Source organism: Clostridium sp. FS41 (assembly GCF_000954015.1).
Lineage (GTDB): Bacteria > Bacillota > Clostridia > Lachnospirales > Lachnospiraceae > Enterocloster > Enterocloster citroniae.
Genome location: NZ_JYHN01000064.1, coordinates 86,858 through 110,772, shown reverse-complemented (window position 1 = coordinate 110,772; position 23,915 = coordinate 86,858). Strand labels below are relative to the sequence as shown.

The window sequence follows — 23,915 nt, the reverse complement described above, 5'->3', positions numbered from 1 at the left end:
ATATGATTGCCCTGCGGCCGGGTCAGACGGGCTGCAGGGTTTAATTCTTTCCAGGAGAGCTGCTCTTTCCAGGAGAATGAAAGTAGAAGGAGATATGAACTATGAGCAAGAGACCAACAGTATTAATGATACTTGACGGCTACGGCCTTAACAACAACTGTGACCATAATGCGGTGTGTGAGGGAAAGACACCGGTCATGGACCAGCTTATGAGCCAGTGCCCTTTTGTAAAGGGTGAGGCAAGCGGAATGGCAGTGGGACTTCCTGAAGGACAGATGGGAAACTCTGAGGTTGGACATCTCAATATGGGCGCCGGCCGCATTGTTTATCAGGAATTGACAAGGATCACAAAATCCATTCAGGATGGCGACTTTTTCCAGGTCCCGGAATTCCTTGCGGCTGTGGAAAACTGCAAAAAAAATAATTCCGCACTTCATATGTTCGGCCTTGTGTCCGATGGCGGAGTGCACAGCCACAACACGCACATCTACGGCCTTTTGGATCTGGCTAAGAGAAACGGCCTGGAAAAGGTATATGTCCATTGCTTTCTGGACGGACGTGATACGCCTCCGGAGTCAGGCAAGGGATATGTGGCTGCGCTGGAAGCCAAGATGAAGGAGATCGGCGTGGGAGAGGTTGCATCCGTTATGGGGCGCTACTACGCCATGGACCGTGACAAGAGATGGGACCGTGTGGAACTTGCTTACAATGCACTGACAAAGGGGCGGGGAAATACTGCTTCCAGCGCGACTGAAGGCATCCAGGCATCCTATGACGCAGGCAAAGCGGATGAGTTCGTGGTTCCCTTTGTAGTGGAAAAAGACGGAAAGCCAACAGCCGTGATCGGGGATGGGGATTCCGTGATTTTCTACAACTTCCGTCCGGACCGTGCAAGAGAGATCACCCGTGCGTTCTGTGATAATGATTTTGATGGCTTTGCAAGAGACAAAAAACTGGATCTTGTGTTTGTCTGCTTTACTGATTATGATGAGACCATTGAGAATAAGCTGGTTGCATTTAAGAAGGAAGGAATCACCAACACATTCGGTGAGTTCCTGGCCGCTCACGGCAAGACCCAGGTAAGGATTGCCGAGACTGAGAAATACGCCCATGTTACATTCTTCTTTAACGGCGGCGTAGAGGAGCCGAATCCCGGAGAGGACCGCATCCTGGTGCCGTCTCCCAAGGAGGTTGCCACCTACGACCTGAAGCCGGAGATGAGTGCCCTGGGCGTATGCGACAAGCTGGTGGAAGCCATCAAGTCCGGCAAATATGATGTGATCATTATCAACTTTGCAAACCCGGATATGGTTGGACATACCGGTGTGGAGGAAGCTGCCATCAAGGCAATTGAAACCGTGGATGTATGCGTGGGCCGTGCGGTGGAAGCCATTAAGGAAGTGGATGGCGTTATGTTCATCTGCGCTGACCATGGAAATGCAGAGCAGCTGGTGGATTATGAGACAGGCGAGCCATTTACAGCCCACACCACCAACCCGGTGCCTTTTATCCTGGTCAATGCAGATCCTTCTTACAAACTGCGCGAAGGCGGAGCACTGTGTGACATCATCCCTACCCTGATCCAACTTATGGGCATGGAGCAGCCGGGGGAGATGACCGGAACGTCACTCCTGGTAAAATAATCACGAAATTTACTCCTATCTGACATGAAACACAAAGCCAGCCGGAAATAAAGCCGCATCCACCAATTAATTTTGGCCAGCAGCATTATTTCCGGCTGTTTCATTATTATGATCCGTCCTTCACCCATGCAGGCCAGTCCCGCGGCTTTATTCCAATCCCTCAAACCACCACATGCCTTGCCTGCGCAGAAACAGTCTCCTCCATTTCACCTCCATCCCCCTTCTTCTCTTTTTTTGTACATTTTTCCTTATCCGGTATACTTCCGGACAGTTTTATGGCTATCTTGGAGCAAGCAGGTCCGACCATCTCATAGAGCAGTCCGCTGGACAGGATGATGGTGGACAGCATGAGCCCGCTTTCAGCGGGAAGCATTCTCTGGCCGAGAACCGCCAGGCCAATGGATACACCTGCCTGGGGAATCAGGGCCAGGCCAAAGTAGCGGCGGATCTCCGGTGATGCATGGATAACGGCTGCCCCTACGGTGGAACCAGCGTACTTGCCTGCAATGCGCACCAGGAAGTAGATGACGCCAATGGTGCCTGCGGCAGCCAGACTGGGGATGGAAAGCCGCATTCCGGACAGTACAAAGAACATTACCAAAAGGGGCGGTGTAAACTGGTTCAGCTGCTTAAACAGATGCTTGTTGCCGCTGGCATTGATGTAGGCTGTGCCGGATGCCATACAGGCCAAAAGGGGCGAAACATTCATGGATGAGCAGACACCTGCCACGCCCATGATGGTAACGCAGGCCAGGACCAGACTGTGATCCTTGCTGCGGCGTTTGTTGATCATCCGGCTGAGTACGATCCCGGAAACAGCGCCCATGACAAGTGCGGCTATGTTGAGCAGCACGGGAATGACTACCTGGGAAATGGACACGGCTCCGGTACCTGAACTTGCCTGAACAAATGCAGCGCAGACACTGAAGGCCACCAGCGCTACCGCGTCATCCAGTGCTACCACCTGAAGAATGGTGTCAATAAATGGGCCTTTGGCCTTGTACTGACGGATGGTCATAATGGTGGAGGCCGGTGCTGTGGCGCAGCCAATGGCGCCCAGAAGAAGGCTGAAGGACAGGGACAATCCTAAAAGCAGCATGGAAACCGTAATGAACACGCCGGCCATCAGCGACTCAAACAGCGTGAGGATAACCATGTTTTTTCCATTTGCCTTCAGAGCGGAGAGCTTAAAATATCTTCCCACCCCAAACGCGATAAACGCAAGAGCTAAATCCGTGACAAAGTCCATCTGTTCTATATATTGTGAGGGAACCAGATTCAGGCACCAGGGCCCGATGATGACTCCCGCAATAATATAACCGGTAACATTAGGAAGGTGAAGCCTCTTTGTGATACGAGTCAGCAGAAAGCCGGATGCCAGCATGATTGCGATGCTTAATATGATTCCTGCTGCCCCCAGATTTGATAAATACAGTGCCATATGGAACACTCCTTTCTGCGGACAGGGCGTATATTTTTACCCTGTTCCTTTTTTGTTTTGCTTGATTATAGTAGTATTTGGTGATAAAATCAAATGATATTAATTAATTGGTACATAAAAAATATTTATATTTTGGAGGGGGACGGGACTGTGTTTGATGTAAAAGTTAATACGTTGCTGGCGGTGATCGAGACTGGAAGTTATACCAAGGCTGCTCAGAAGCTGAATCTGACACAGCCGGCCGTAAGCCACCAGATACGTATGCTGGAAAATGAGTTCGACATTAAAATATTTTATAGAGACAAAAACAAACTAAAACTGACACCCCAGGGTAAGATCCTGGTCCAGTACGCCCGCAGGGCAGCCGCTGTGTACAGCAATGCGTGGCAGGCTATTGAGGACAGCAAGACTGAGACCAGCCACCTGAATGTGGGCATCACGCCAACCGCAGGCGAGACCATCATTCCCCAGGTACTGGCCACCCTTTGCAATGAGAATCCCGGCATACATATAAATATTGGTGTTAATACCATTCAAAAAATTTATACCCGCTTAAAGGCGTATGAGCTTGATTTTGCAGTGGTGGAAGGCGCAGTGCCGGATGACGCCCTGGTCACCACCACGTTGGACACGGATTACCTGTGTCTGGCTGTATCCCCCATCCACCGGCTGGCCAGGGCCAAGACCGTATCCCTGCGGGAAATCCGCCATGAGAAGCTGATATTAAGGAGCCAGAGTGCAGGCACAAGGCAGCTGTTTGAAAAGCACCTGGGTGCCAGGGATATGAGCCTCTCTGAATTTAATGTTATGATGGAACTGGATAATGTGTCCATGATCAAGGAGCTGGTAAGCATGGATCTGGGGATAACGATCATCGCAAAAAGCGCGTGCCGCGAGGAACTTGCCAGCGGACGGCTGGCGATCATCCCCATTGAGAATTCCACCATGGTGCGCCAGATCGACATGGTTTATCAGAAGGATTTCATCCATCCGGAGCTGATTGACAATATACGGTTGATTTATGAACATCTGAAGGCAAAATAGCCCTTCCATTTTTCTGGGAAATAGGATAGAATGAAAGATAGTGCTTTATATCACAGGCAATGTTAAATGGCACGGGCGGAACAAAACAGGAGTCGGTTGATGTGAGTGAAAAGAGGGGTATGAGGACAAGAAGGCTTCTAAATCGTTTTTTGCCTTACTACGGCAAATATAAAGGGATTTTATTGTTCGATCTATTCTGCGCTGCCCTGACCACATTAGGGGAGCTGGTGTTTCCGCTTATGCTGCGCTATATTACAAATCAGGGAATGCAGGACCTTGCCGCGATCACGGTGGGCGTTGTGGTGAGGATCGGCGGTCTGTATCTGGTGCTTCGGATCATCGATTCCTTTGCAGCCTACTATATGGCTTACACCGGCCATGTGATGGGGGTATACATTGAGACAGACATGCGCCAGGACGCATTTGAGCATCTTCAGCGCTTGTCTGATAGTTATTACAGCAGCACCAAGGTGGGACAGATCATGTCCCGTATTACAAGTGATCTTTTTGATGTGACAGAGTTTGCCCATCACTGTCCCGAGGAGTTTTTTATTGCCGCCCTTAAGACAGTGGTTTCGTTTATCATCCTTTCAGAAATCGATCTGGAACTGACCCTGCTGATCTTTGTGCTGATCCCCGTTATGGTGGTGTCTTGCATCTGGTTTAACATGAAAGTAAAGGAAGCCTTCCGCAGACAGCGCAACCAGATCGGAGAACTCAATGCCCAGATTGAGGACGCTCTTCTTGGAAACAGGGTTGTAAGGGCTTTTGCCAATGAGCCGGTGGAGATTGCCAAGTTTGGAAAAGGCAATCAGGCTTTTATGGATATTAAAAAATATACGTACCGTTATATGGCTGCATTTCAGATCACCACCAGATCCTTTGACGGTCTGATGTATGTGGTGGTTATTGTGGCCGGAGGCATTTTTATGATACAGGGGAAGATAGAGGCCGGAGATCTTGTGGCCTATACGCTGTACGTAACCACGCTTCTCACCACGATCCGAAGGATCATTGAGTTTGCCGAGCAGTTTCAGCGCGGTATGACGGGAATTGAACGTTTTCAGGAGATCATGGATGTTGTGCCTGATATAAGGGACTGCAGGAATGCGAAGATGCTGGAACACGTGAAGGGGAAAATTGTCTTTAACCATGTGAGTTTTTCCTACCCGGGCGATCATGCGCCTGTATTGCAGGATATTGATTTAACAGTAGAGCCGGGGGAGAGGATTGCTCTGGTGGGACCTTCCGGAGGGGGTAAGACCACTCTGTGCAACCTGCTGCCCAGGTTTTATGATGCTGCTTCAGGAAGTATTACCATTGACGGCCAGGATATCAGGGGGGTGACCCTGCGCAGCCTGCGGTCCAACATTGGTGTGGTTCAGCAGGATGTGTATCTGTTTTCAGGTTCTGTCTATGAGAATATCAGCTACGGATGTCCCGGGGCGTCCAGAGAGAAAGTGATTGAGGCAGCCAGGATGGCGGGAGCCCATGAGTTTATCAGCGAGCTCCAGGATGGATATGATACGTATGTGGGAGAGAGGGGCGTGAAGCTGTCCGGCGGACAGAAGCAGCGGATCAGCATTGCCAGAGTGTTCCTAAAGAATCCTGCTATCCTGATCCTGGACGAGGCCACCTCTGCTCTTGACAATGAGAGTGAATTCCTTGTATCCCAATCCCTGGAAAAGCTGGCAAAAGGGCGTACCACATTCACCATCGCCCACCGCCTTACCACCATACAGGGGGCGGACAGGATCCTTGTGCTGTCCGGCAGCAGGATCGTGGAGGAAGGAAACCATGAGGCCCTTCTTCAAAAAAAGGGAATGTATTATCAGCTGTACAACACAGCGAACCGATTAAATCAGGGAATTGCATAAAGGAGATTTTATAGTATGAGTATTGCTATTGTTGCGGACAGCAACAGCGGAGTTACGCAGAATGAAGCAAGGGAGCTGGGAATCCATGTGCTTCCCATGCCTTTTATGATTAATGGGGAAGTGTATTATGAGGGCATTGACCTGACCCATCAGGAGTTTTATAAACGGATGGAGGAGGGGGCGGACATTACCACGTCCCAGCCGTCTCCCAAGGATGTTCTGGAGTTGTGGGACAACCTGTTAAAAGAATATGATGAGATTGTATATATTCCCATGTCCAGCGGGTTAAGCGGTTCCTGCCAGACAGCCATGATGCTGGCTGATGAGTATGACGGCAGGGTGCAGGTGGTGAATAACCAGCGCATTTCCGTGACCCAGAGGCAGTCGGCTCTGGATGCCAGGGATCTGGCGGCAAAAGGTTACAGGGCCGGGGAAATTAAGAATATATTGGAAGAAACCAAATTTAACAGTATTATTTATATTACGGTAGATACGCTGAAGTATCTGCGAAAGGGTGGTAGGATTACCCCTGCCGCCGCGGCTCTTGGAACCCTGTTAAAGATCAAGCCCGTGCTCACCATTGAGGGCGAAAAGCTGGATGCATTTTCCAAGGCCAGGACCATGAAGCAGGCCAGGACTACTATGCTGACGGCCCTTGCCCATGATCTGGAGGAACGGCTGGGGGATAAGAACGCATTCCATACTTACCTGCAGATCGCTCATACATGCAATGAAGATGCGGCGGAAGAGCTGAAGGAAACGGTCAGGGAATTGTATCCGTCAGCCCCTGTATTTGTGGCCCCTCTTTCACTGAGCATTGGCTGCCATATAGGGCCGGGGGCTCTGGCTGTTGCGTGTACCGGAATGTTAAAGGAGCTGGATTAAGTGCCCAAAGTGAAATTTATGGATAAGATCCGTACCTATGGCATGAGCATGAAAGTGCCTCTGGCGATCATTATGATCGCTGCGGCGCTGATCCCACTGTTTCTTCAGGCAGTGGTGATGCTGGGGTCATTTAATCAGGGACAGCTGGATGCAAGGACCATTGAGATCCAGAACCAGTGTGTGATCCTGAGCAACAAGATGACCCGCTCAGGCTATATGACGGCGGAGAAAAAGAACAATACTGCACTGGACAGCCAGATGCAGGCGATTTCCGATGTGTATAATGGAAGGATCGTGATCGTAAACTCCAATTTCCGTGTGATCACAGACACCTTCAACCTTTCAACAGGAAAGTTCTATATTTCGGAAGAAGTCATCAAATGTTTTAAAGGTGAGAACAGCAGCCACTATAATAAGGACATGCAGTACCTGGCACAGACGATTCCCGTGTATGATCCGGCCAATGAGAAGAACATTTACGGGGTTATCGTGGTTACTGCATCAACAGAGAATATCCTTTCCCTCACCGATAAGGTGATGGGTAAATCCAACTTATTCCTTGTGTTTATCTGTCTTGCCATGGGAGTTCTGGCAGTGGTGGCCGTACATATTCTGATGCGGCCCTTTAAGAAGCTTCAGCTGTCCTTTGACCGGGTGGCCCAGGGGGACTTGGATGCGGATATTACGGAGAACACCTACAGGGAGACGACACAGCTGTCCCAGGCTGTCCAGAAATCGCTGAGCAAGCTGAAAGCAGTGGACCAGTCACGGCAGGAATTTGTGTCCAATGTATCACATGAACTGAAAACACCCATTACCTCCATCCGTGTACTGGCGGATTCCTTGATGGGAATGGAGGAGGTGCCGGTGGAGCTGTACCGGGAGTTCATGACAGATATCTCAGATGAGATTGACCGGGAGAATCAGATCATTGAGGATCTGCTCACCCTGGTTAAGATGGATAAATCAGCGGAAAGCCAGATGAACATTGAACAGGTGAATATCAATGGGGAACTGGAATTGATCCTCAAGCGCCTCCGTCCCATTGCAAAGCGGGGAAATGTGGAGCTGGTCCTGGAAAGTATCCGGGAAGTGACAGCAGATGTGGATCGTGTGAAGATATCCCTGGCCATCACCAACCTGGTGGAAAATGCGATCAAATATAACAGGGATTCCGGCAATGTACGGGTTACCCTGGACGCGGATCACAAGTATTTCTATGTAAAGGTGACGGATACTGGGATCGGCATTCCTGAGGATGCCCTGGAGCATATTTTCGAGCGCTTTTTCCGGGTGGATAAAGCGCGTTCCAGGGAAGTAGGAGGCACAGGCCTGGGCCTTGCCATTGCGAAAAACGTGATACAGATGCATCATGGCATCATTGACGTGGAGAGCACGCCGGGAGAGGGGACTACGTTCAGTATGAGGATTCCCCTTACCTATGTGCTGCGGCAGGAGGTGAAGTCATGAGTGGAGCCGGAATAAAGAAAATACTGTTTTTGTCTGTGATATTGTCCGGCCTTCTGGCGGGATGCAGTCAAAAGGAGATGCCAAGACCGACCCCGGAGGAAGGCAAATACCTGATCTATTATCTGAATACAGCCACAACCAAGCTGGTTCCCAGGGAGTATGAGGCAGAGGCAACGGATAAGGAGGCGCTGGTGGATGAACTGATGGAACAATTCCTCCATGTCCCCAAGGAGCTGGACTGCCAGGCCGCGCTCATAGACAAGGTGGCCTATCAGGGCAGCCGTCAGGAGGAACAGGTTCTGTACCTGTATTTTGATGTGAACTATACGGGTATGAAGCCGGAACGGGAGATCCTGTGCCGGGCAGCCCTGACCAGGACGCTGACCCAGATCCCGGGGGTGGATTATATCAATATTTACTGTGGTGACCAGCCCCTTATGGACCGCCAGGGAAACCCTGTGGGTATGCTGGCATCCACTGATTTCATTATGAATACCAGCAATGTGAACGCATATGAGAAGACGGAGCTGACCCTGTATTTTGCAGATGAAACAGGGAATAAGCTGCTGGAGGAAAAGAGGGAAGTGGTGCACAATATCAACACATCCCTGGAACAGCTGGTGGTGGAACAGCTTATAGCAGGACCGGGCCAGGAAGGCCGTCATCCCACCCTGCCCTCTGACTGCAAGATCTTAAGCTTGTCCGTCACTGACAATGTGTGTTATATTAATTTTGATTCCGCATTTCTGAACACCTCATTGCCGGTAAGCGAGTATGTGCCCATTTATTCCATTGTGGATTCATTGTCCGAGATGACCACAGTGACCAAGGTACAGATCATGGTTAACGGCTCCCAGAACGTGATGTTCCGGGATGTGATATCCCTGAACACCCCCTTTGAGAAAAGCCAGGATTATATAGAGGGGGCGCAGTAAAAACATCAGGGTGAGGAAATAAAGTGTTATGGAGTTGGGGATCCAAGAGAGAAAAGGGAAAACAGAAAAAGAAAATCAAAAGAAGGATCAATAGGAAAACAGAATATGAAAAGACCGCTTATTGTATTAGCAGTTGGTTTCGTACTTGGAGAGGTGCTGGCCCTGCAGGATCATGAAGCGGTATTCCGGGCAGCTCTGTGGTGGACTTGTGCCGCTGCGGGGGTGGCGGGAGTGTGGATGTACGGGATTTTAAGAAAAAATCCCTGTGACAATGATCCAGGTAATAATATGCAGGGCAGGAGTGCTGGTAAAAGGGCGCTTCTGCTCTGTTTGGTTTTACTGTTTTTAGGGGGAATAGCTGGATTTGGACGGGGAAAATGGGAGCGGAGCCGCCTTGATCAGGAGGCTGCTGCGGCCGGAGAATTAGCAGGGGTGAGGCTTACCCTTCGCGGACGTATCATATGGATGGAACACGGGGATGGAACGGTTACCATGATGATGGAAGACGTACGGGCGAGAGCGGGAAACAGGGCGGAGGAATTGGACCGGGTGATTGTTTATATGGATGAGGCAGGGCTGGGGATTTCCAAAGAGGACTCCGGAATACAGGCGTCATCGGGAACGCAGCCGGAACTGGAAACGCAGCCGGAACTGGAAACGCAGCCGGAACTGGAAACGCAGCCGCTTCCCGGCATGACAGTGGAACTTAAGGGAAAGCTGGATGTTATGGAGAAGCCCAGGAATCCAGGGGAATTTGATTTTCAATCCTATTACCGCTCCAAAGGAACTGTGTGCAGAATGTTTGGAGAAAAGCTGGAAGTAATAGAGACGGATTTTGTGCCTTACCAGGTATTTCTTTTGAAGTTTAAGACTAGATGTGCCAATATTTTGGATACGATCTGCACTCCCGAGGACAGTGCCATATTTAAAGCTGTTCTGCTGGGGGATACATCGGGGATGGAGCCGGAGGTCAGGACCATGTATCAGCGCCATGGCATCTCTCACCTGCTGGCGGTCAGCGGCCAGCATCTTGCAATTATTGGGGGCGGGATCTATCTTCTGATACGGAGGATTGGCCTGGGGTTTGGAAAGGCCGGAGCCCTATCCGCTGTCCTGGTCATAAGTTATGGTATATTGACAGGAAGTTCAGGCTCTGCTGTAAGGGCTGTTATTATGATCCTGTGTCTGTGGCTGGCCGCAAAGGAAGGGAGAAGCTATGACACCCTGTCCGCACTGGGACTTGCAGCATTGCTGCTGCTTTGGAAATCACCTTATCTCCTGTACCAAAGCGGATTCCAACTGTCTTTTGGCGCGGTGCTGTCCATTGGCGGCCTTGGAAATTGTCTAAAAACAGGATTTGATGTAAAACAGGGATATGAGAATACGATACTGATCAGTCTGTGTGTACAGATCGTACTTACGCCTGTGGTATTATATCACTATTATCAGCATCCGCTATATGGTATTTTTCTGAATCTTTTGGTGATACCTCTCATTGCGGTGCTTATGTATTCCGGCCTGTTGGGAATTATGCTGGGGAGTGTCTGGCTGACTGGGGGGATGGCGGCAGTGGGAGCAGGCCATTATGTGCTCAGCCTGTATGAATGGTTATGCAGGCAGGCGGAACAACTTCCGGGATATTGCCTGGTAATGGGGAGGCCCTCCTGGGGCCAGCTTGGGCTTTACAGTACAGGCATGGCGGTGGGTTTACATGTGCTAATCGTATGGAAACAGCGGAACATGAGGGCCATGCGGCAAAAAAAGGGAGAAAAGTATCCAAAAGAGAGGGGGGAGCAGCAAAAAGGGAGAGTAGAGCAGCAAAGGGCCATATGGTCAAAAGAAAAACGAGTTAAAGATGAGCATATTTTTGTGAACAGGATATGGTCAGCGCCCTGGTTCTTTCTGGTTATGTCTGGCGGTCTGTATGGGCTGTGTTTTTTTCTTTTATTTCCACGTCATGTGAAGGGGCTGGAAGTGACTGTGATGGATGTGGGACAGGGGGATGGGATACTGATGCGAACTGGAAATTACACAGTTCTCATAGACGGAGGAAGCAGCAGTGATAAAAGTCTGGGGAACAGGACCATGGAACCCTGTCTGAAAAGCATGGGGGTTACAATGATTGATTTTGCAGTGGTAAGCCATGGGGATAATGACCATATAAGCGGGATTTTATACCTATTGGAGGAATCCCGGGATATCAAGGTGAGAAATCTGATCCTGCCGTCCCCGGGAAAGGGACAGGAGGTGTATGAACGGCTGGAGCAGGCAGCTGAGTTGGGAGGAGGAAGAGTCCATTATATGGGGCCGGGAGAACAGATACAGGCCGGGAATCTGAGGATGACCTGCCTGTATGCAGGAGGGAAGTATGTAAAGGCGGATGACCGCAACGCCCATTCATTGGTTGTCTGCGCTGACTATGGGGATTTCCACATGTTGTTTACCGGGGATATGGGAACGGAGCAGGAGCGAGGGCTTTTGGAGGCGGCACGAGTGGGCGGAAGCCTGCAGCAGGAACATTTAAGTCATGTTCAGGTGCTGAAAACCGCCCACCATGGTTCCGGCACATCCACGGGAGAGGAGTTTTTAGAGTATCTCAGCCCGGGGCTTGCTGTTATCTCATATGGCAGGGGTAATTCCTATGGACATCCTTCAAAGGAAGTGATTGACCGCATGAAAAACCGCCGTATTCCTGTTATGGAAACAGGAATCGGCGGCGCGGTCATATTATGGACAGATGGAAAAGAACTGATTTGCAGTTATTTTCCATAGCAGCAGGCCGCGGCATTACCTGGTGCGTCCAATCAGCTCTAGCAGAGCGTTGCATCCGGCGGTGATGTCCTGCCATGTGGTTTCAAAGTCACCTGTGTACCAAGGATCAGCCACATCCCTGTCATTTCCGGTAAATCCCATAAGTTTATAAATCTTGTGGTCCGGGTCCCCGCCGGTGATGCGGTTCATATTGCGGATATTCCAGTCATCCATGCCTATAAGATAGTCGTAAGTTTCATAATCCTGGCGTGTCATCTGCTTGGCGTGATGGCCCTGGCAGCTGATACCGGCCTGTCGGAGTTTCTCACGGGTACCATGATGGACTCCGTTGCCAATCTCCTCAGTGGATGTGGCTGCGGAGTCAAGATAGAACATATCCTCCAGTCCTTTCTTGCGGACCAGGTCTTTGAAATAGTACAGAGCCATGGGGCTTCTGCAGATGTTGCCGTGGCAGACGAAAAGTATCTTAATGTTATTATTAAATTGCTTAGCCATATACTATATCTCCGTTACTTTTTGATAGCTAAAGTCTACTATAAGTTCATACTTTGAACAAGTATTTCTTTTTTATTCTTCTATTTACAGCCTGTTTCCCATCTTGTATAATTGGTACAGGCAGTTCCTACTGCTGGGTGACTTCCATCTCCGAAAGGGGGTGGTATAACATGAGTACATATGAGACACTTTCTTTGATGATTGCGTTTGGGGTACTTATCGTTATGATTATAGGTACAAAAAAATAGTCACCCGCCTACCAGAGCAAATGTGACTATTTTTTAGTTATTATACTTTGGAAGCCACTCACTGGAGTGAACTGCCTTTTTTGTACCTTAATTATAAGCCGATTTCAGCTCATCTGTCAATCATGATTTTTTAGTTCTTCTATTGCATTTTCTTTTCATATACATTCAACCCTATTGGAACGCCTCGGAGCATATTGCCGTGGCAAACGAAAAGGATATTGATAATGCCTTTGTTTTGGTTAGTCATTCTTGTATCTCCATTTAAATTTGATAGGTAAAGTTTACTATAAAATCAAAGAATGGACAAGGGCGAGATTTTTCTTAAAACACCCTTTACATCCGGTTTATCATTTAATATACTTTATGTAGGCAGTTCCTACTGCTGGGTGACCTCCATCTCCGAAAGGGGGTGGTATAGCATGAGTACATATGAGACACTTTCTTTAATGATTGCGTTTGGAGTACTTGTTGTTATGATTATAGGTACAAAAAAATAGTCACCCGCCTACCAAGCCTAGTGACTATTTTTAATTAGATTATAAACTTGGAAGCCACTCACTGGAGTGAACTGCCTTTTTTGTACCTTTATTATAGGCCATTTTCGGTTCGCCTGTCAATCATAATTTTTCAGTGTTTCTCTTGCATTTTTCCTTGCATATATTCAACTATTCAATCTTATTGGAAAGCCTCGGAGTATATTGCCGTGGCAAACGAAAAGGATATTGATGGTGCCTTTGTTTTGGTTAGTCATTCTTATATCTCCATCTAAATTTAATAGGTAAAGTTTACTATAAAATCAAAGAATGGACAAGGGAGAGATTTTTCTTAAAACACCTTTTACATCCGGTTTACCATTTTATATACTTTATATAGGCAGTTCCTACTGCCGGGTGGCTTCCATCTCCGAAAGGGGGTGGTATAACATGAGCACATATGAGACACTTTTGCTAATGATTGCGTTTGGATCCCTCCCGTCCCCTAACCCTGTTACATACTGGCAGATTCCATGCCCTGCAGTGTCCTGCCACTTTCCGTGCGGCCAGTCCTTAAGCTTTGTTTCCGGGTGCTTAGTGACAAAATTACCCGTCCATGTTATACTTAATACAGAATATGGAAGGACGACCCGCATATGCAGACATTGAACCAGGACATAAAGGATCATAGTTTTAAACCGGTGTATCTTTTGTTCGGCGAAGAAGCATTTTTAAAAAAGAGTTTTAAAAACCGTTTAAAGGATGCCATCACGGACGGGGATACCATGAATTATAACTATTATGAGGGAAAGGGCATGAATGTGAATGAGATCATCAGCCTTTCCGATACCATGCCGTTTTTTGCAGAAAAGCGTCTGATCCTCATGGAGGACAGCGGATTCTTCAAAGGCGGGCAGGGAGCTGAGGATATGACTCAGTATATGGAGCGGATCCCTGAAAGCACATGTCTCATTTTTGTGGAATCAGAAGTAGATAAGCGGAGCAAACTATATAAGGCAGTGAAAAAGCACGGCTATGCCGCTGAACTATCCCATCAGGATGCAGGACAGCTGGCAAGATGGGCAGCCGGTATTTTGTCTAAGAACGGAAAAAAGATCACTGGTCGGACCATGGAATTTTTCCTCAGTAAGACAGGGGATGACATGGAGAACATAAGTTCAGAACTGGAAAAGCTGATCAGCTATACGCTGGGCAGGGATGTGATCACGGATGAGGATGTGGAGATCATCTGCACAACCCAGGTGACTAACAAGATATTTGATATGATCACAGCCATAGCGGGCAGGCAGACCAGGAAGGCCATGGATCTGTACGAGGATCTGTTGACCCTGAAGGAGCCGCCTATGCGCATACTTTTTCTTATTGCAAGGCAGTTTAATCAGATCCTGCAGGTGAAGGAACTGATGGGGAAGGGTTTGGAGAAGGGCGCCATAGCGTCAAAGCTTAAACTGCAGCCCTTTGTGGCCGGGAAGATCATGATGCAGGCCAAGACATTTTCACGGGAACAGATCTTATCCTATGTGAACCTCTGCGTGGACGCGGAGGAAGGGGTAAAGACAGGTAAGCTTCAGGACAGGCTTGCCGTGGAGCTTTTAATAACAAATCAATATTAATATAAAAAGGAATGAAGGCGATGGATGTGATGGAATCAATTGAGTTGGAGGACATTAAGAATCAGGTAAAGCAGGTGCTGGGGGAACTTCTTGAGGTGGCTCGCTTAAAGCCAGGACAGATTCTGGTGGTGGGATGCTCATCCAGTGAGATAGACAGCTTTAAAATTGGCTCCCACTCTAACGGTGATATTGGAATGGCTGTTTTTTCAGCGTTGAATGAGGAACTTAAGCCCCTTGGAATATTCCTGGCAGCCCAGTGCTGTGAACACCTCAACCGTGCACTGATCCTGGAGGAGGAAGCAGCGGAGCACTACGGATATGAAACGGTGAACGTGGTGCCCCAGCTGAAGGCAGGCGGCTCCTTTGCGACAGCAGCATACGCGGTATTGGAGCATCCCGTGGCAGTGGAGCATATTAAGGCACATGCGGGGATTGATATAGGAGACACTCTTATTGGGATGCATTTGAGGGATGTGGCCGTGCCTGTGCGCATCCAGACAAAGGAGATCGGCAGTGCCCATGTAGTGTGTGCCAGGACCAGGCCTAAGTTTATTGGCGGTGTCAGGGCGCATTATGATGAGGAACATATGTAGCACCAACTAATAAAGCAGGAGGAGGTACTGTTTATGAACAGAGCAATTACGATCAGCCGCCAATATGGCAGCGGGGGACGTGAGCTGGGGGAAAAGCTGGCAATGAAGCTGGGGATTCCCTTCTATGACAAGGAATTGATCGCCATGATCGCCAAAGAGGGCAACATTGAACCATCTATATTGGAGGCAAATGATGAGGTGGAGCCGGATTTGGACAATTATTCCACCCGCCTTATTGAGCCGGAATACCAGATCGCCATGACCCAGCGCATTTATGCGGTACAGGAAACAGTCATTAAATCACTGGCGGAAAAGGGCTCCTGTGTAATCGTTGGACGCTGCGCTGACGCCATACTGCCACATGCTGTGAACATTTTCGTGTTTGCAGATATGGAGAGCAGGATCAAGAGGATCATGTCACTGAACCCGGAACTTTCCAGAGATGAGGCCAGAGGCGGAATCAATATTGTGGACAGAAGGCGTAAGGCTTACCACGAGTATTATTCCCCCATTGAATGGGGAAAGATGGAGGCATATGATATCTGCCTTAACAGCGGGCTGATCGGAGTGGACGGATGCCTGGATGCAGCTCTGGCATACATAAATCATGTTAAATAAAATGTTTAAGAATCCCGGATCATCTGCGATCCGGGATTCTTTTGCACATATGAAGTTCTGTTATGGCAGAGAATATCATCCAATGCCATAATGGCGGCCACCGGAGGTTTGCGTAGGTTCCGGAACCGTTCCGCCGAATCCGCCGGCTGCATTTCTGGTCAGACCCAGCGTGGCGAGAAAACGATACAGGAAACTTTCAAAATGGGAAGGCCGTACGACTGTCAGCTCTTTTGGCATATTGTTATCACCGACCTGATAGATCCGGATTCCGCTCTTCTGATAGCGCAGGAGTATATGAGCCAGATCATTTTGTATCTTATTGGCTCGGACATAGATGGAGCCGATACCGTGGGATGCCAGAAAATCAGCCGAGGGCGCATCCTGGGGGAAGACACACCAGCGGTTATCGTATCTGCCCGGCTGACGGGCAGGACCCTTCATCCTGGCTGCGTCCAGAAGAAACACGGGAGGAGCATCCTCACGGATACGCAGACCGCGGAGGTAATCCGCGCCTTGGTATAGGGCTTTTGCCACCGGTGTTACATCCACGGCCATGGTCCCTTCGCCTGCGCCGTAAACGCCGTTATAGAGCGGCACGGGACGGTAACCCATCCGTGCCAGGGCAAGCCCTTCCAGTACGCTTCTTTTTCCCGGCAGATCCACAAACAGAGCAGTTCTGCCGTCCGAATAGGGGGCCCATTTAACACCGGGGATGGTCAGTTCCTGGGGACTTCCATGCATAGCCTGGGAGAACAGCACCGGTTTGGCCCATTGGGTCCACAGGGCATTGTCCGGCGCCCAGATCCGGTATGTACTGTAATTGTCATTCATTGGTTCGATCCTCCTTTTCCACCAGAAGGGGAATGTCCTTTGCCCTGGCGTCAATGCGGGGATAGGAGCTGATGCGCCCATAGAAACCCGCTGCTTTTCCATCCACTGTAAACACTCCCACACAGAGATGGAAACTTTCTCCATCCTCTCCTGCAACCGGTTTGCTTTGAAACCGCTTTTGCATGACCCAGTCTTTGGGGTGCCGGCGCACATCCCTTTGGATCTGCCGGTATTCTTTTGGCGTCAATGCCTCCCGGATGGAGATACCTTCCCCCACACGGCCCAGAGCCGGCTTATAGATCCAGTCGTCCCCCGGGTCCCCGGACCCGGGAATGCGGATTTCAGGAGCACGGGTTTCAGGAAGCAACGACTTCCAGGCGGGCAGCTTAATCCCCAGTTCATCCCATATAAGAGGCAGCCGCTTGGACTGGGCAAAAATAGCGATGGGATGATTGCAGGACGGTGTCTGAGTACGGTAATAACCGCTCCAGTCCGTCCCTCTGGAAAGATTGGGAAGCCATTCCAGCGGATAAAAGCGTACTATCCCGCCCACAGGTCCTTCCTTACCCTGAATCAGACTCATGGCACGATCCTCCTTCCAGACCAGATGGTCGGGAGCGGCATATAGGGAGCGGTATCCATTTTGTTCAAAATAATCTCCTAAAAACTGCATGACCTGACGGTCATCCGCGTAGGAGGTGGCATGGACAAAGGCAATCCTTGCTCCTGGCTGGGTCCTTTTTTGAAATGCCTCCAGCAGACTGTGGGCCACATGACCGCGGGGTTCATGTCGGGGAAAATACTGCTGTGCGATCCGCGGAAGCACAGACGCTTCCGCTAATCCTCCAGGAACATCGCTGTTGACTTCTGACACCGACCAGCCCTCAGTGGTGGGATGAAAGTCAAAACGCATCAGCCGTATATGTTTTTCCCGGGAATAGTTGTCTATTTTGGGAATAGCCTTTTTTATTTTTGAGGGAAATCCCAGTTTTTTCACTAAATCGGTCCGGCCAGCCATGGCCTGCTCCATCGCCATGGTCTCTGCGGACAGCTGTTCCGCCCAATGTTCCAGCCGGCCGGCCGTCTGCTTGTCAAATAGGACCACATGTTCGGCTACTGTGTTGTGGTCTTCCACCTGAGGATCCCATTTGTATGCCCGGAAAATTGCCTCGTAGCGGTAATCCGAATACTGCTCCGAAGGGATACGGGCCAACACCGCTCCGCGCACAGGAATGCCCGCCCCGTTCACAGGAATGCCCGCCCCGCGCACAGGAACACCCGCCCCGCTCACAGGAACACCCGGCCGGATACACGTTCAGATATCCGGTGAAAAAATAAAAGCACAATTGATGCATAAGACAGGTAAACACATCCCAATAGAATGGACGGAAGCAGATCCACCCGCGGGCCGTCATCCACAAGGGAATGGGAAGGCTGTATGTAAAACCATTCTGCCAGAAGAAAAAACAGCATGAGGGGGAGGACCGGCCATCCAATGGTGAATTCCAGGAGCGTAGCTTGGACGGAGGTCCAGTCTCCTCCGGACGCATAGGCCAGTATCATGCTGCTGGCGGTCAGATACGCCCCGAAACGGATGCCGCTTCCCACATCACGGTCCACGCTGACACGCTCAGATATACGGACTGAGACATTAATCAGCAGTGCCAGTCCAAGCCAGGCTACTAACCCCAGACCTGCAGCAAACAGAACAACCCACCAGCAGGGGCCATCACCTGTGTTGGCTCCCGCATAGATAAGGGTTATGCCCACAAATCCTCCGGCTGCCGGGAAGACCGCCGCCTTGTTATCCAGGTAGACCGCATCAAAGGGCCAGGACAGATCCAGGCACTCCAGCATATAAACTCCGCCTCTGAGCCACGCATACCCCATTACAATATAAAACACAACCCAAATTCCAACCACATCATAGGAGGCCATGGTAAGAAGAACAAAGAGAATGATCACAAAGGAGATTGGGGGCAGACAGCCCAAAATCCAGCGTCCCGTCTTCCCGCGTTCAGGCGGCCAGGACTCCACCAGAGGTATATACCACTTATATAAAAACCTGCACATAACGTATACACAGCCAAAAAACAAAAATACCTCTGTTTCATACCAATAGGATGCGGCTGCGGCAATCCCAAAGACCAGTATATCCATAACAGAACCTCCTGATAAATGTGATGCAATAATAGCCCATGTCTATAGAAATAACTGTAATAATATTACACTAGATTGCTGCGGACTGCAATAAGATGTGGATATAATTAACAAAGCAATATTTTTTAATAAAATATACTCCATGTATTGACACGAGTCAACACTTGGGCTATACTGTGCTTATAATAAACGGAACAAAAGCATGGGATGGGAGAATAGGATGGCATCAAGAAAAGACGTGGCAAGAGAGGCCGGAGTATCGGCGGCAAGCGTCTCTTATTATATTAATAACAATGGGTATGTCAGTGCGGAGGCCAGAAAGCGCATCCAGGAGGCTATAGAAAAGCTGAATTACAGTCCGAACCAGATTGCACGAAGCTTAAAGATCAAAGACAGCAAGCAGTTTGTGTTTCTGTGTAATGAGATACGAAATCCTTTCTATGCACAGCTGGTTTATCGCGCAACCAATGCTGCCTATGAAAAGGGATATTTTATCTTATTCAGCAATGTAATTGATGATGATGAGTATTTAAAACGGATCTGCAGTTATCAGATCAGCGGTCTGTTTGCATCCAACAATAAAATTAAGAAAGAGAATCTGGAGGCAATTGTAAAGCAGGGGATTCCGGTTGTGGTTTTGCGTGATGTGGCGTGGAGTGATCTGGACCAGCGTATTATGCAGATTAAGATTGATTACAGCAATATTTTTCATGAAATTGCAGTCCATTTGGAAAAGGGCGGCTATAGGAATGTCCACTACATATCAGGTGCAAAATCAGGAAAACCTGATGAGGTGGATGAAAAGACCAGAAACTACCGGAATGCGGTGGGCAGGGAGCGAAGCGGAGACATAACCTATAATATTACAGACACGAAAGAAGCGTTCCAGTTCGTGGCAGATACCTATTCCAAGGAGGATTGCCCTGACGCCTTTGTGTGTTCCAATGACGCGGTTGCCATTGGTGTTGTGAAAGGCGTTACACAGCTGGGGCTTCGCATCCCGGAGGATGTGGGAGTGGTTGGATTTGATAATACATTTCAATCACGCTTTTGTGTCCCTGGATTGACATCCGCGGAGATTTCCGCAGAGAAGATTGGTGATATAGCCATATCCATGTTAATCGAAAAGTCAAAAGGACAGAAAGTTGAGGATTATCAGATCGTCCCGAAGCTGATTATTCGGGAGTCCAGCAGCAGGAATGATTTATGAGGGAAATGCCGGGAAAGAAAGGAGGGGATTTGATGTGTGCTGCTCTATGGACAGAGATGGGAACATCTGTGGCAGTGAAATAAAAAAGAGCAGCATTGTGCCCGGTATTGACTCGTGTCAACAAAACATGGGGTTATAGATAGAGCAAAAATAAAAATGAAAAACTTTTTTAATTACTTATGTATAGGAGGGAATCATGATAAGACGTATTTTGAAGAAAACGGCAGCAGTTGCAGTGGTATCAATGATGGTTTGTTCCATGTTTACAGGATGCGGCAAAAATGGGGAGACAAAAGATACGGGGGTGAAAACCGTTCGGGCAGGAGCGATGCCTTACTATTTGAGCGTGCCGTTACAGGTTATCAAGGATGAGAAGCTGGATCAGAAATACGGGTATCAGCTTGAAATTATCGACTTCCCGTCAGGGGGACCCATGGCGGAGGCGTTGGGCGCAGGAGAGTGGGACATTGGCCCCATTGGTGCAGGAGGAATGATCGCAATTCCCAATTACAACGCCAAGCTGATCGCTGATGTGGAGTATGAGATGGATGGAGCCTGGATATTTGCACGTCCGGACAGCGAGATCGCAAAGGCAGGAAAGAACCTGACCGACTATCCGGAGTTGATAGGGAGTGCGGATTCCATAGGCGGTGCTACCATACTGGGAACCGTGGGAAATATATCACATTACATGGCCATTGATTATGTATCTAAATACGGCTTGAGCATAGATGATGTAAATTTCCTAAATATGGAAACCAGTAATGTCTATACTGCCTTTGTTTCCGGACAGGGAGATCTGGCATGTATGGGATCACCCTCTGCAGGGCTGAAGCTTATGGAGGAAGGATATGTTCTGGTTGGCGGATTAAGGCAGCAGGGGAATCCGCAGCAGGATTCCATACTGGTAAGCGAGGATTTCTATAAAGACAATTACGATACCTGTGTGAATTTTATGGCATCCTGGCTGGAAGCAGCAGCCAAGTTAAACTCGGATCAGGAGTATGAGGAGACAATGGTTACAAAGTTTTATACAGAGCATGGGCGCAGTGATTTCTCTGAAAAGGATGTCAAGGATGAGTGCGGATGGAATACATACATGGATGCATCCAATATCAAGGACAAAGAAACCGGCGCATGGATGCAGGGACTGATCCAGTGTTATGTTGAGGCAGGGGCAATGGAAGAAAATGTACTGGACGCCCTGAAGCAGAACACGACCGCAGATGTTGTTGAGGATGCATTAAAAAAGCTGGAGAAGTAGGATGAGAGAGAAAAATACTAAATGGAAATATTATGTAATATCGGGTGTGTCCATTCTCGTCTTTTTGCTGGTATGGTATCTGATTTCAGATGTTTTTCATGTATTCCGCCACAATATGCTGCCAGGGCCGGGCAAAATCGTCCAGTCATTTTTTGTAAAGCTGACCTCTAAGGTTCCGGATGGCAATACCCTTTTGGGGCATATAAAGGCCAGCCTGATCGTAGTGGTGATCGGCTACCTGATCGGGGTGGCGGCCGGACTGCCCACAGGGATTTTTATGGCATGGTATAAGCCGGTGGACTATGTGGTCAGGCCCATCTTTGATTTTTTAAGGACCATCCCCGGGGTTGCGTGGATCCCTGTGGTTACGGTCTGGCTGGGGATTGGATTAAAGGCAAAGGCGGCAATTATATTTGTCAATGTGTTTGTGGGAACTGTGGTCAATGTTTACTCTGGAATCAAGCAGACAAACGAAGTCCATATATGGGTGGCCCAGATCTTTGGAGCGGGAAAAAGTGAAATTCTGTGGAAGGTTGCCATACCATCTGCACTGCCCTATATTTTTACCGGATTGAAAGTTTCCCTGAGCATGGCATGGCTGGGAATTGTGGCAGCTGAGCTTCTGGCATCCCAGAGCGGACTTGGTTATATGATCCAAGTGGCGAGAAGCCTGGGCAGACCTGACCTTGTAATTGTGGGAATGCTGACCATCGGCCTGATCGGTGCGCTTCTCACAGTTGCTTTGGAGCTGTTGGAAAAGATATTGGTTAAAGGTAAAAAGCGATGAAGAATAGAGAAAGTGTTCAAAAATTAGTCTGGGGCACAGGAAGCCTGGCCGCCTTGTTTGGTCTGTGGTATGTCCTATCATGTACAGCGTCCTTTGGCAGGCTGATGCCAAGCCCTGTGGAAGTGATACAGTTCATCGGTCAGGGCCTGGTGACTCCCATTGGGAGGCAGGCATTGGGACAGCATATCCTTTGGAGCCTGTCAAGGGTTATGGTAGGATATGTGGCAGCGGCTGTCTGCGGAATCCTGCTTGGTTTCTGTGCCTCCTGGTTTAAAGTGGGGGAGGCTGTTATCAAGCCGTTCTACCTCTTACTGCGCTCCATTCCTTCGATTGCATGGATTCCCCTGGCGATCCTTTGGCTGGGGATCGGGGAGAGATCCAAGTACTTTATTATTTTTATCACAGCAGTAATGATCATTATGACAAACGTCATGGATGGCGTAAAAGCTGTAGACCCGGACCTTTTGGGTGCGGCAAGGATGCTGGGCACAAAAGAGAATCAGCTGTTTATCCATATTGTCCTTCCCAGCGCGGTTCCCCAGATCTTTAATGGGCTCCAGGTCGCACTGGGGTCCGCATGGGCAGCCGTGCTGGCAGCGGAGATGGTGCGCTCCTCCGAGGGGGTGGGGTGGATCATCCTGGCCGGACAGAGTTCCATGAACATGGTGCAGATATTTGCCGGTATTGTGGTGATTGGTCTGATCGGCCTGTTTCTGGCCTCTGTCATGCGTTTTGCCGAGTCTAAGCTATGTGCCTGGAATGTGAGGGGGAAGTAGATGGGAACGCTTATAGAAGTGAAGAATCTAACAAAAACATTCCATCAAACCAAGGAGGGAGAGGGAAACCAGGTCCTGAAGGATGTGAACTTCAGTGTGGATGAAAACGAATTTGTTGTAGTCTTCGGGCCGGGGCAATGTGGGAAGACCACACTGCTGAATATTATAGCAGGTTTAGAGGAAGCTTCCTCGGGGGAGGTATACATCCGGGGAAAAAAAGCCGAAAAACCGGGACCGGACCGTGCCATGGTATTTCAGAACATCCTGTTGTTTCCCTGGCTGACCGTGATGGGAAATGTGGAATACAGCATGAAGGTGCGCGGTGCGGATAAAAAGGAACGGCGGGCAGAAGCGCAGAAATATATCGATCTGGTAGGGTTGAATGGATTTGAGACCGTATACCCGGTCAGAATATCAGGCGGGATGAAACAACGTGTGGGGATCGCCAGGGCATACTGTACCAAACCGGATGTGATGCTGATGGATGAACCTTTTGGCGCCCTTGATGCACAGACCAGATATTTGATGCAGGATGAGGTAATACGGATCAGGAATACGAAAAAGCGGACTGTGATCTTTGTTACAAATAATATTGAAGAGGCTCTGTATCTGGCGGACCGGATCATTGTAATGACAACCTGTCCTTCTACTGTATTGGCAGATATAAGAATCCAGCTGCCAAGGCCCAGAAATTATGTGGACCCTGAGTTTTTAAAGCTGAGAAAAGAGATCAGCGCAATGGTAAACAGGAAGAGGTAG

21 protein-coding genes are annotated in these 23,915 nt (G+C 49.1%); 16 read left to right on the top strand and 5 right to left on the bottom strand.

Going from position 1 to position 23,915, the window contains the following annotated elements:
• The first annotated feature begins 101 nt into the window (after positions 1-101).
• Positions 102-1,643, top strand: coding sequence for a 2,3-bisphosphoglycerate-independent phosphoglycerate mutase (gpmI, locus tag CLFS41_RS18575; RefSeq protein WP_045093116.1), 1,542 nt, complete (start codon positions 102-104; stop codon positions 1,641-1,643).
• A gap of 160 nt (positions 1,644-1,803) precedes the next feature.
• Here the strand turns inward: gpmI and CLFS41_RS18570 are convergent, their stop codons facing one another.
• Positions 1,804-3,084 carry a cation:proton antiporter gene (locus CLFS41_RS18570; protein WP_007867736.1) on the bottom strand — a complete coding sequence of 427 codons (1,281 nt, stop codon included), beginning with the start codon at positions 3,082-3,084 and terminating at the stop codon, positions 1,804-1,806.
• 150 nt (positions 3,085-3,234) lie between these two features.
• Between CLFS41_RS18570 and CLFS41_RS18565 the strand changes: the two genes are divergently transcribed.
• The 6 genes from CLFS41_RS18565 to CLFS41_RS18540 all read left to right on the top strand — a co-directional run bounded on the left by CLFS41_RS18565 (position 3,235) and on the right by CLFS41_RS18540 (position 12,067).
• A complete protein-coding gene (locus CLFS41_RS18565; protein ID WP_007867730.1) occupies positions 3,235-4,128 on the top strand; it encodes a LysR family transcriptional regulator in 894 nt (297 codons plus the stop codon).
• Positions 4,129-4,229: 101 nt separating this feature from the next.
• Positions 4,230-6,005 (top strand): ABC transporter ATP-binding protein, encoded by a 1,776-nt coding sequence (locus CLFS41_RS18560; protein WP_045093174.1) that lies wholly within the window; start codon positions 4,230-4,232, stop codon positions 6,003-6,005.
• 15 nt (positions 6,006-6,020) lie between these two features.
• The gene (locus CLFS41_RS18555; RefSeq protein WP_045093115.1) at positions 6,021-6,890 is read left to right on the top strand and encodes a DegV family protein; all 870 of its coding nucleotides are present in this window, start codon (positions 6,021-6,023) and stop codon (positions 6,888-6,890) included.
• The gene (locus tag CLFS41_RS18550) at positions 6,891-8,360 is read left to right on the top strand and encodes a HAMP domain-containing sensor histidine kinase (RefSeq protein WP_007870323.1); all 1,470 of its coding nucleotides are present in this window, start codon (positions 6,891-6,893) and stop codon (positions 8,358-8,360) included.
• Positions 8,357-9,295: a GerMN domain-containing protein gene (locus CLFS41_RS18545; RefSeq protein ID WP_007870319.1), complete on the top strand. Its 939-nt coding sequence runs from the start codon at positions 8,357-8,359 to the stop codon at positions 9,293-9,295. The genes CLFS41_RS18550 and CLFS41_RS18545 overlap by 4 nt, the downstream gene beginning before the upstream one ends.
• A 105-nt stretch (positions 9,296-9,400) precedes the next feature.
• Complete coding sequence (locus CLFS41_RS18540) at positions 9,401-12,067, top strand: ComEC/Rec2 family competence protein (protein ID WP_045093114.1); 2,667 nt, start codon at positions 9,401-9,403, stop codon at positions 12,065-12,067.
• Between the two features lie 15 nt (positions 12,068-12,082).
• On the opposite strand, the gene CLFS41_RS18535 is transcribed toward CLFS41_RS18540, so the two are convergent.
• Positions 12,083-12,562 carry a low molecular weight protein-tyrosine-phosphatase gene (locus tag CLFS41_RS18535; RefSeq protein ID WP_045093113.1) on the bottom strand — a complete coding sequence of 160 codons (480 nt, stop codon included), beginning with the start codon at positions 12,560-12,562 and terminating at the stop codon, positions 12,083-12,085.
• A 1,051-nt stretch (positions 12,563-13,613) separates the two neighbouring features.
• Between CLFS41_RS18535 and CLFS41_RS31200 the strand changes: the two genes are divergently transcribed.
• The 4 genes from CLFS41_RS31200 to CLFS41_RS18520 are packed head-to-tail and all read left to right on the top strand — an operon-like array spanning position 13,614 to position 16,128.
• Positions 13,614-13,952, top strand: a complete 339-nt coding sequence (locus CLFS41_RS31200; protein WP_082082631.1) for a putative holin-like toxin — start codon at positions 13,614-13,616, stop codon at positions 13,950-13,952.
• Positions 13,940-14,917: a DNA polymerase III subunit delta gene (holA, locus tag CLFS41_RS18530; protein WP_045093112.1), complete on the top strand. Its 978-nt coding sequence runs from the start codon at positions 13,940-13,942 to the stop codon at positions 14,915-14,917. The genes CLFS41_RS31200 and holA overlap by 13 nt, the downstream gene beginning before the upstream one ends.
• Positions 14,918-14,928: 11 nt before the next feature.
• Positions 14,929-15,510 carry a TIGR01440 family protein gene (locus CLFS41_RS18525; RefSeq protein WP_040417517.1) on the top strand — a complete coding sequence of 194 codons (582 nt, stop codon included), beginning with the start codon at positions 14,929-14,931 and terminating at the stop codon, positions 15,508-15,510.
• A gap of 33 nt (positions 15,511-15,543) precedes the next feature.
• On the top strand, positions 15,544-16,128 hold the full coding sequence (locus tag CLFS41_RS18520; protein WP_007870270.1) for a cytidylate kinase-like family protein: 585 nt from the start codon (positions 15,544-15,546) through the stop codon (positions 16,126-16,128).
• A gap of 75 nt (positions 16,129-16,203) precedes the next feature.
• Here CLFS41_RS18520 and CLFS41_RS18515 read toward each other — a convergent pair whose 3' ends face one another.
• The 3 genes from CLFS41_RS18515 to CLFS41_RS18505 are packed head-to-tail and all read right to left on the bottom strand — an operon-like array spanning position 16,204 to position 19,119.
• Complete coding sequence (locus CLFS41_RS18515) at positions 16,204-16,959, bottom strand: hypothetical protein (RefSeq protein ID WP_007870267.1); 756 nt, start codon at positions 16,957-16,959, stop codon at positions 16,204-16,206.
• Positions 16,952-18,250: a glutathionylspermidine synthase family protein gene (locus CLFS41_RS18510; RefSeq protein ID WP_242856890.1), complete on the bottom strand. Its 1,299-nt coding sequence runs from the start codon at positions 18,248-18,250 to the stop codon at positions 16,952-16,954. Before CLFS41_RS18510 ends, CLFS41_RS18515 begins: the two co-directional genes overlap by 8 nt.
• On the bottom strand, positions 18,247-19,119 hold the full coding sequence (locus CLFS41_RS18505) for a hypothetical protein (protein WP_045093111.1): 873 nt from the start codon (positions 19,117-19,119) through the stop codon (positions 18,247-18,249). The genes CLFS41_RS18510 and CLFS41_RS18505 overlap by 4 nt, the downstream gene beginning before the upstream one ends.
• A 220-nt stretch (positions 19,120-19,339) precedes the next feature.
• Here CLFS41_RS18505 and CLFS41_RS18500 point away from each other — a divergent pair, with 220 nt between their 5' ends.
• From CLFS41_RS18500 to CLFS41_RS18480, 5 genes are all read left to right on the top strand, one after another.
• On the top strand, positions 19,340-20,329 hold the full coding sequence (locus CLFS41_RS18500) for a LacI family DNA-binding transcriptional regulator (protein ID WP_007870254.1): 990 nt from the start codon (positions 19,340-19,342) through the stop codon (positions 20,327-20,329).
• A 196-nt stretch (positions 20,330-20,525) separates the two neighbouring features.
• Positions 20,526-21,593 carry an ABC transporter substrate-binding protein gene (locus tag CLFS41_RS18495; protein ID WP_007870251.1) on the top strand — a complete coding sequence of 356 codons (1,068 nt, stop codon included), beginning with the start codon at positions 20,526-20,528 and terminating at the stop codon, positions 21,591-21,593.
• Position 21,594: 1 nt separating this feature from the next.
• Entirely contained in the window at positions 21,595-22,380 is a 786-nt protein-coding gene (locus CLFS41_RS18490) for an ABC transporter permease (RefSeq protein WP_007870248.1), read from the top strand.
• On the top strand, positions 22,377-23,156 hold the full coding sequence (locus tag CLFS41_RS18485; RefSeq protein ID WP_007870238.1) for an ABC transporter permease: 780 nt from the start codon (positions 22,377-22,379) through the stop codon (positions 23,154-23,156). Before CLFS41_RS18490 ends, CLFS41_RS18485 begins: the two co-directional genes overlap by 4 nt.
• A complete protein-coding gene (locus CLFS41_RS18480; protein WP_045093110.1) occupies positions 23,157-23,915 on the top strand; it encodes an ABC transporter ATP-binding protein in 759 nt (252 codons plus the stop codon). It abuts the gene before it with no gap.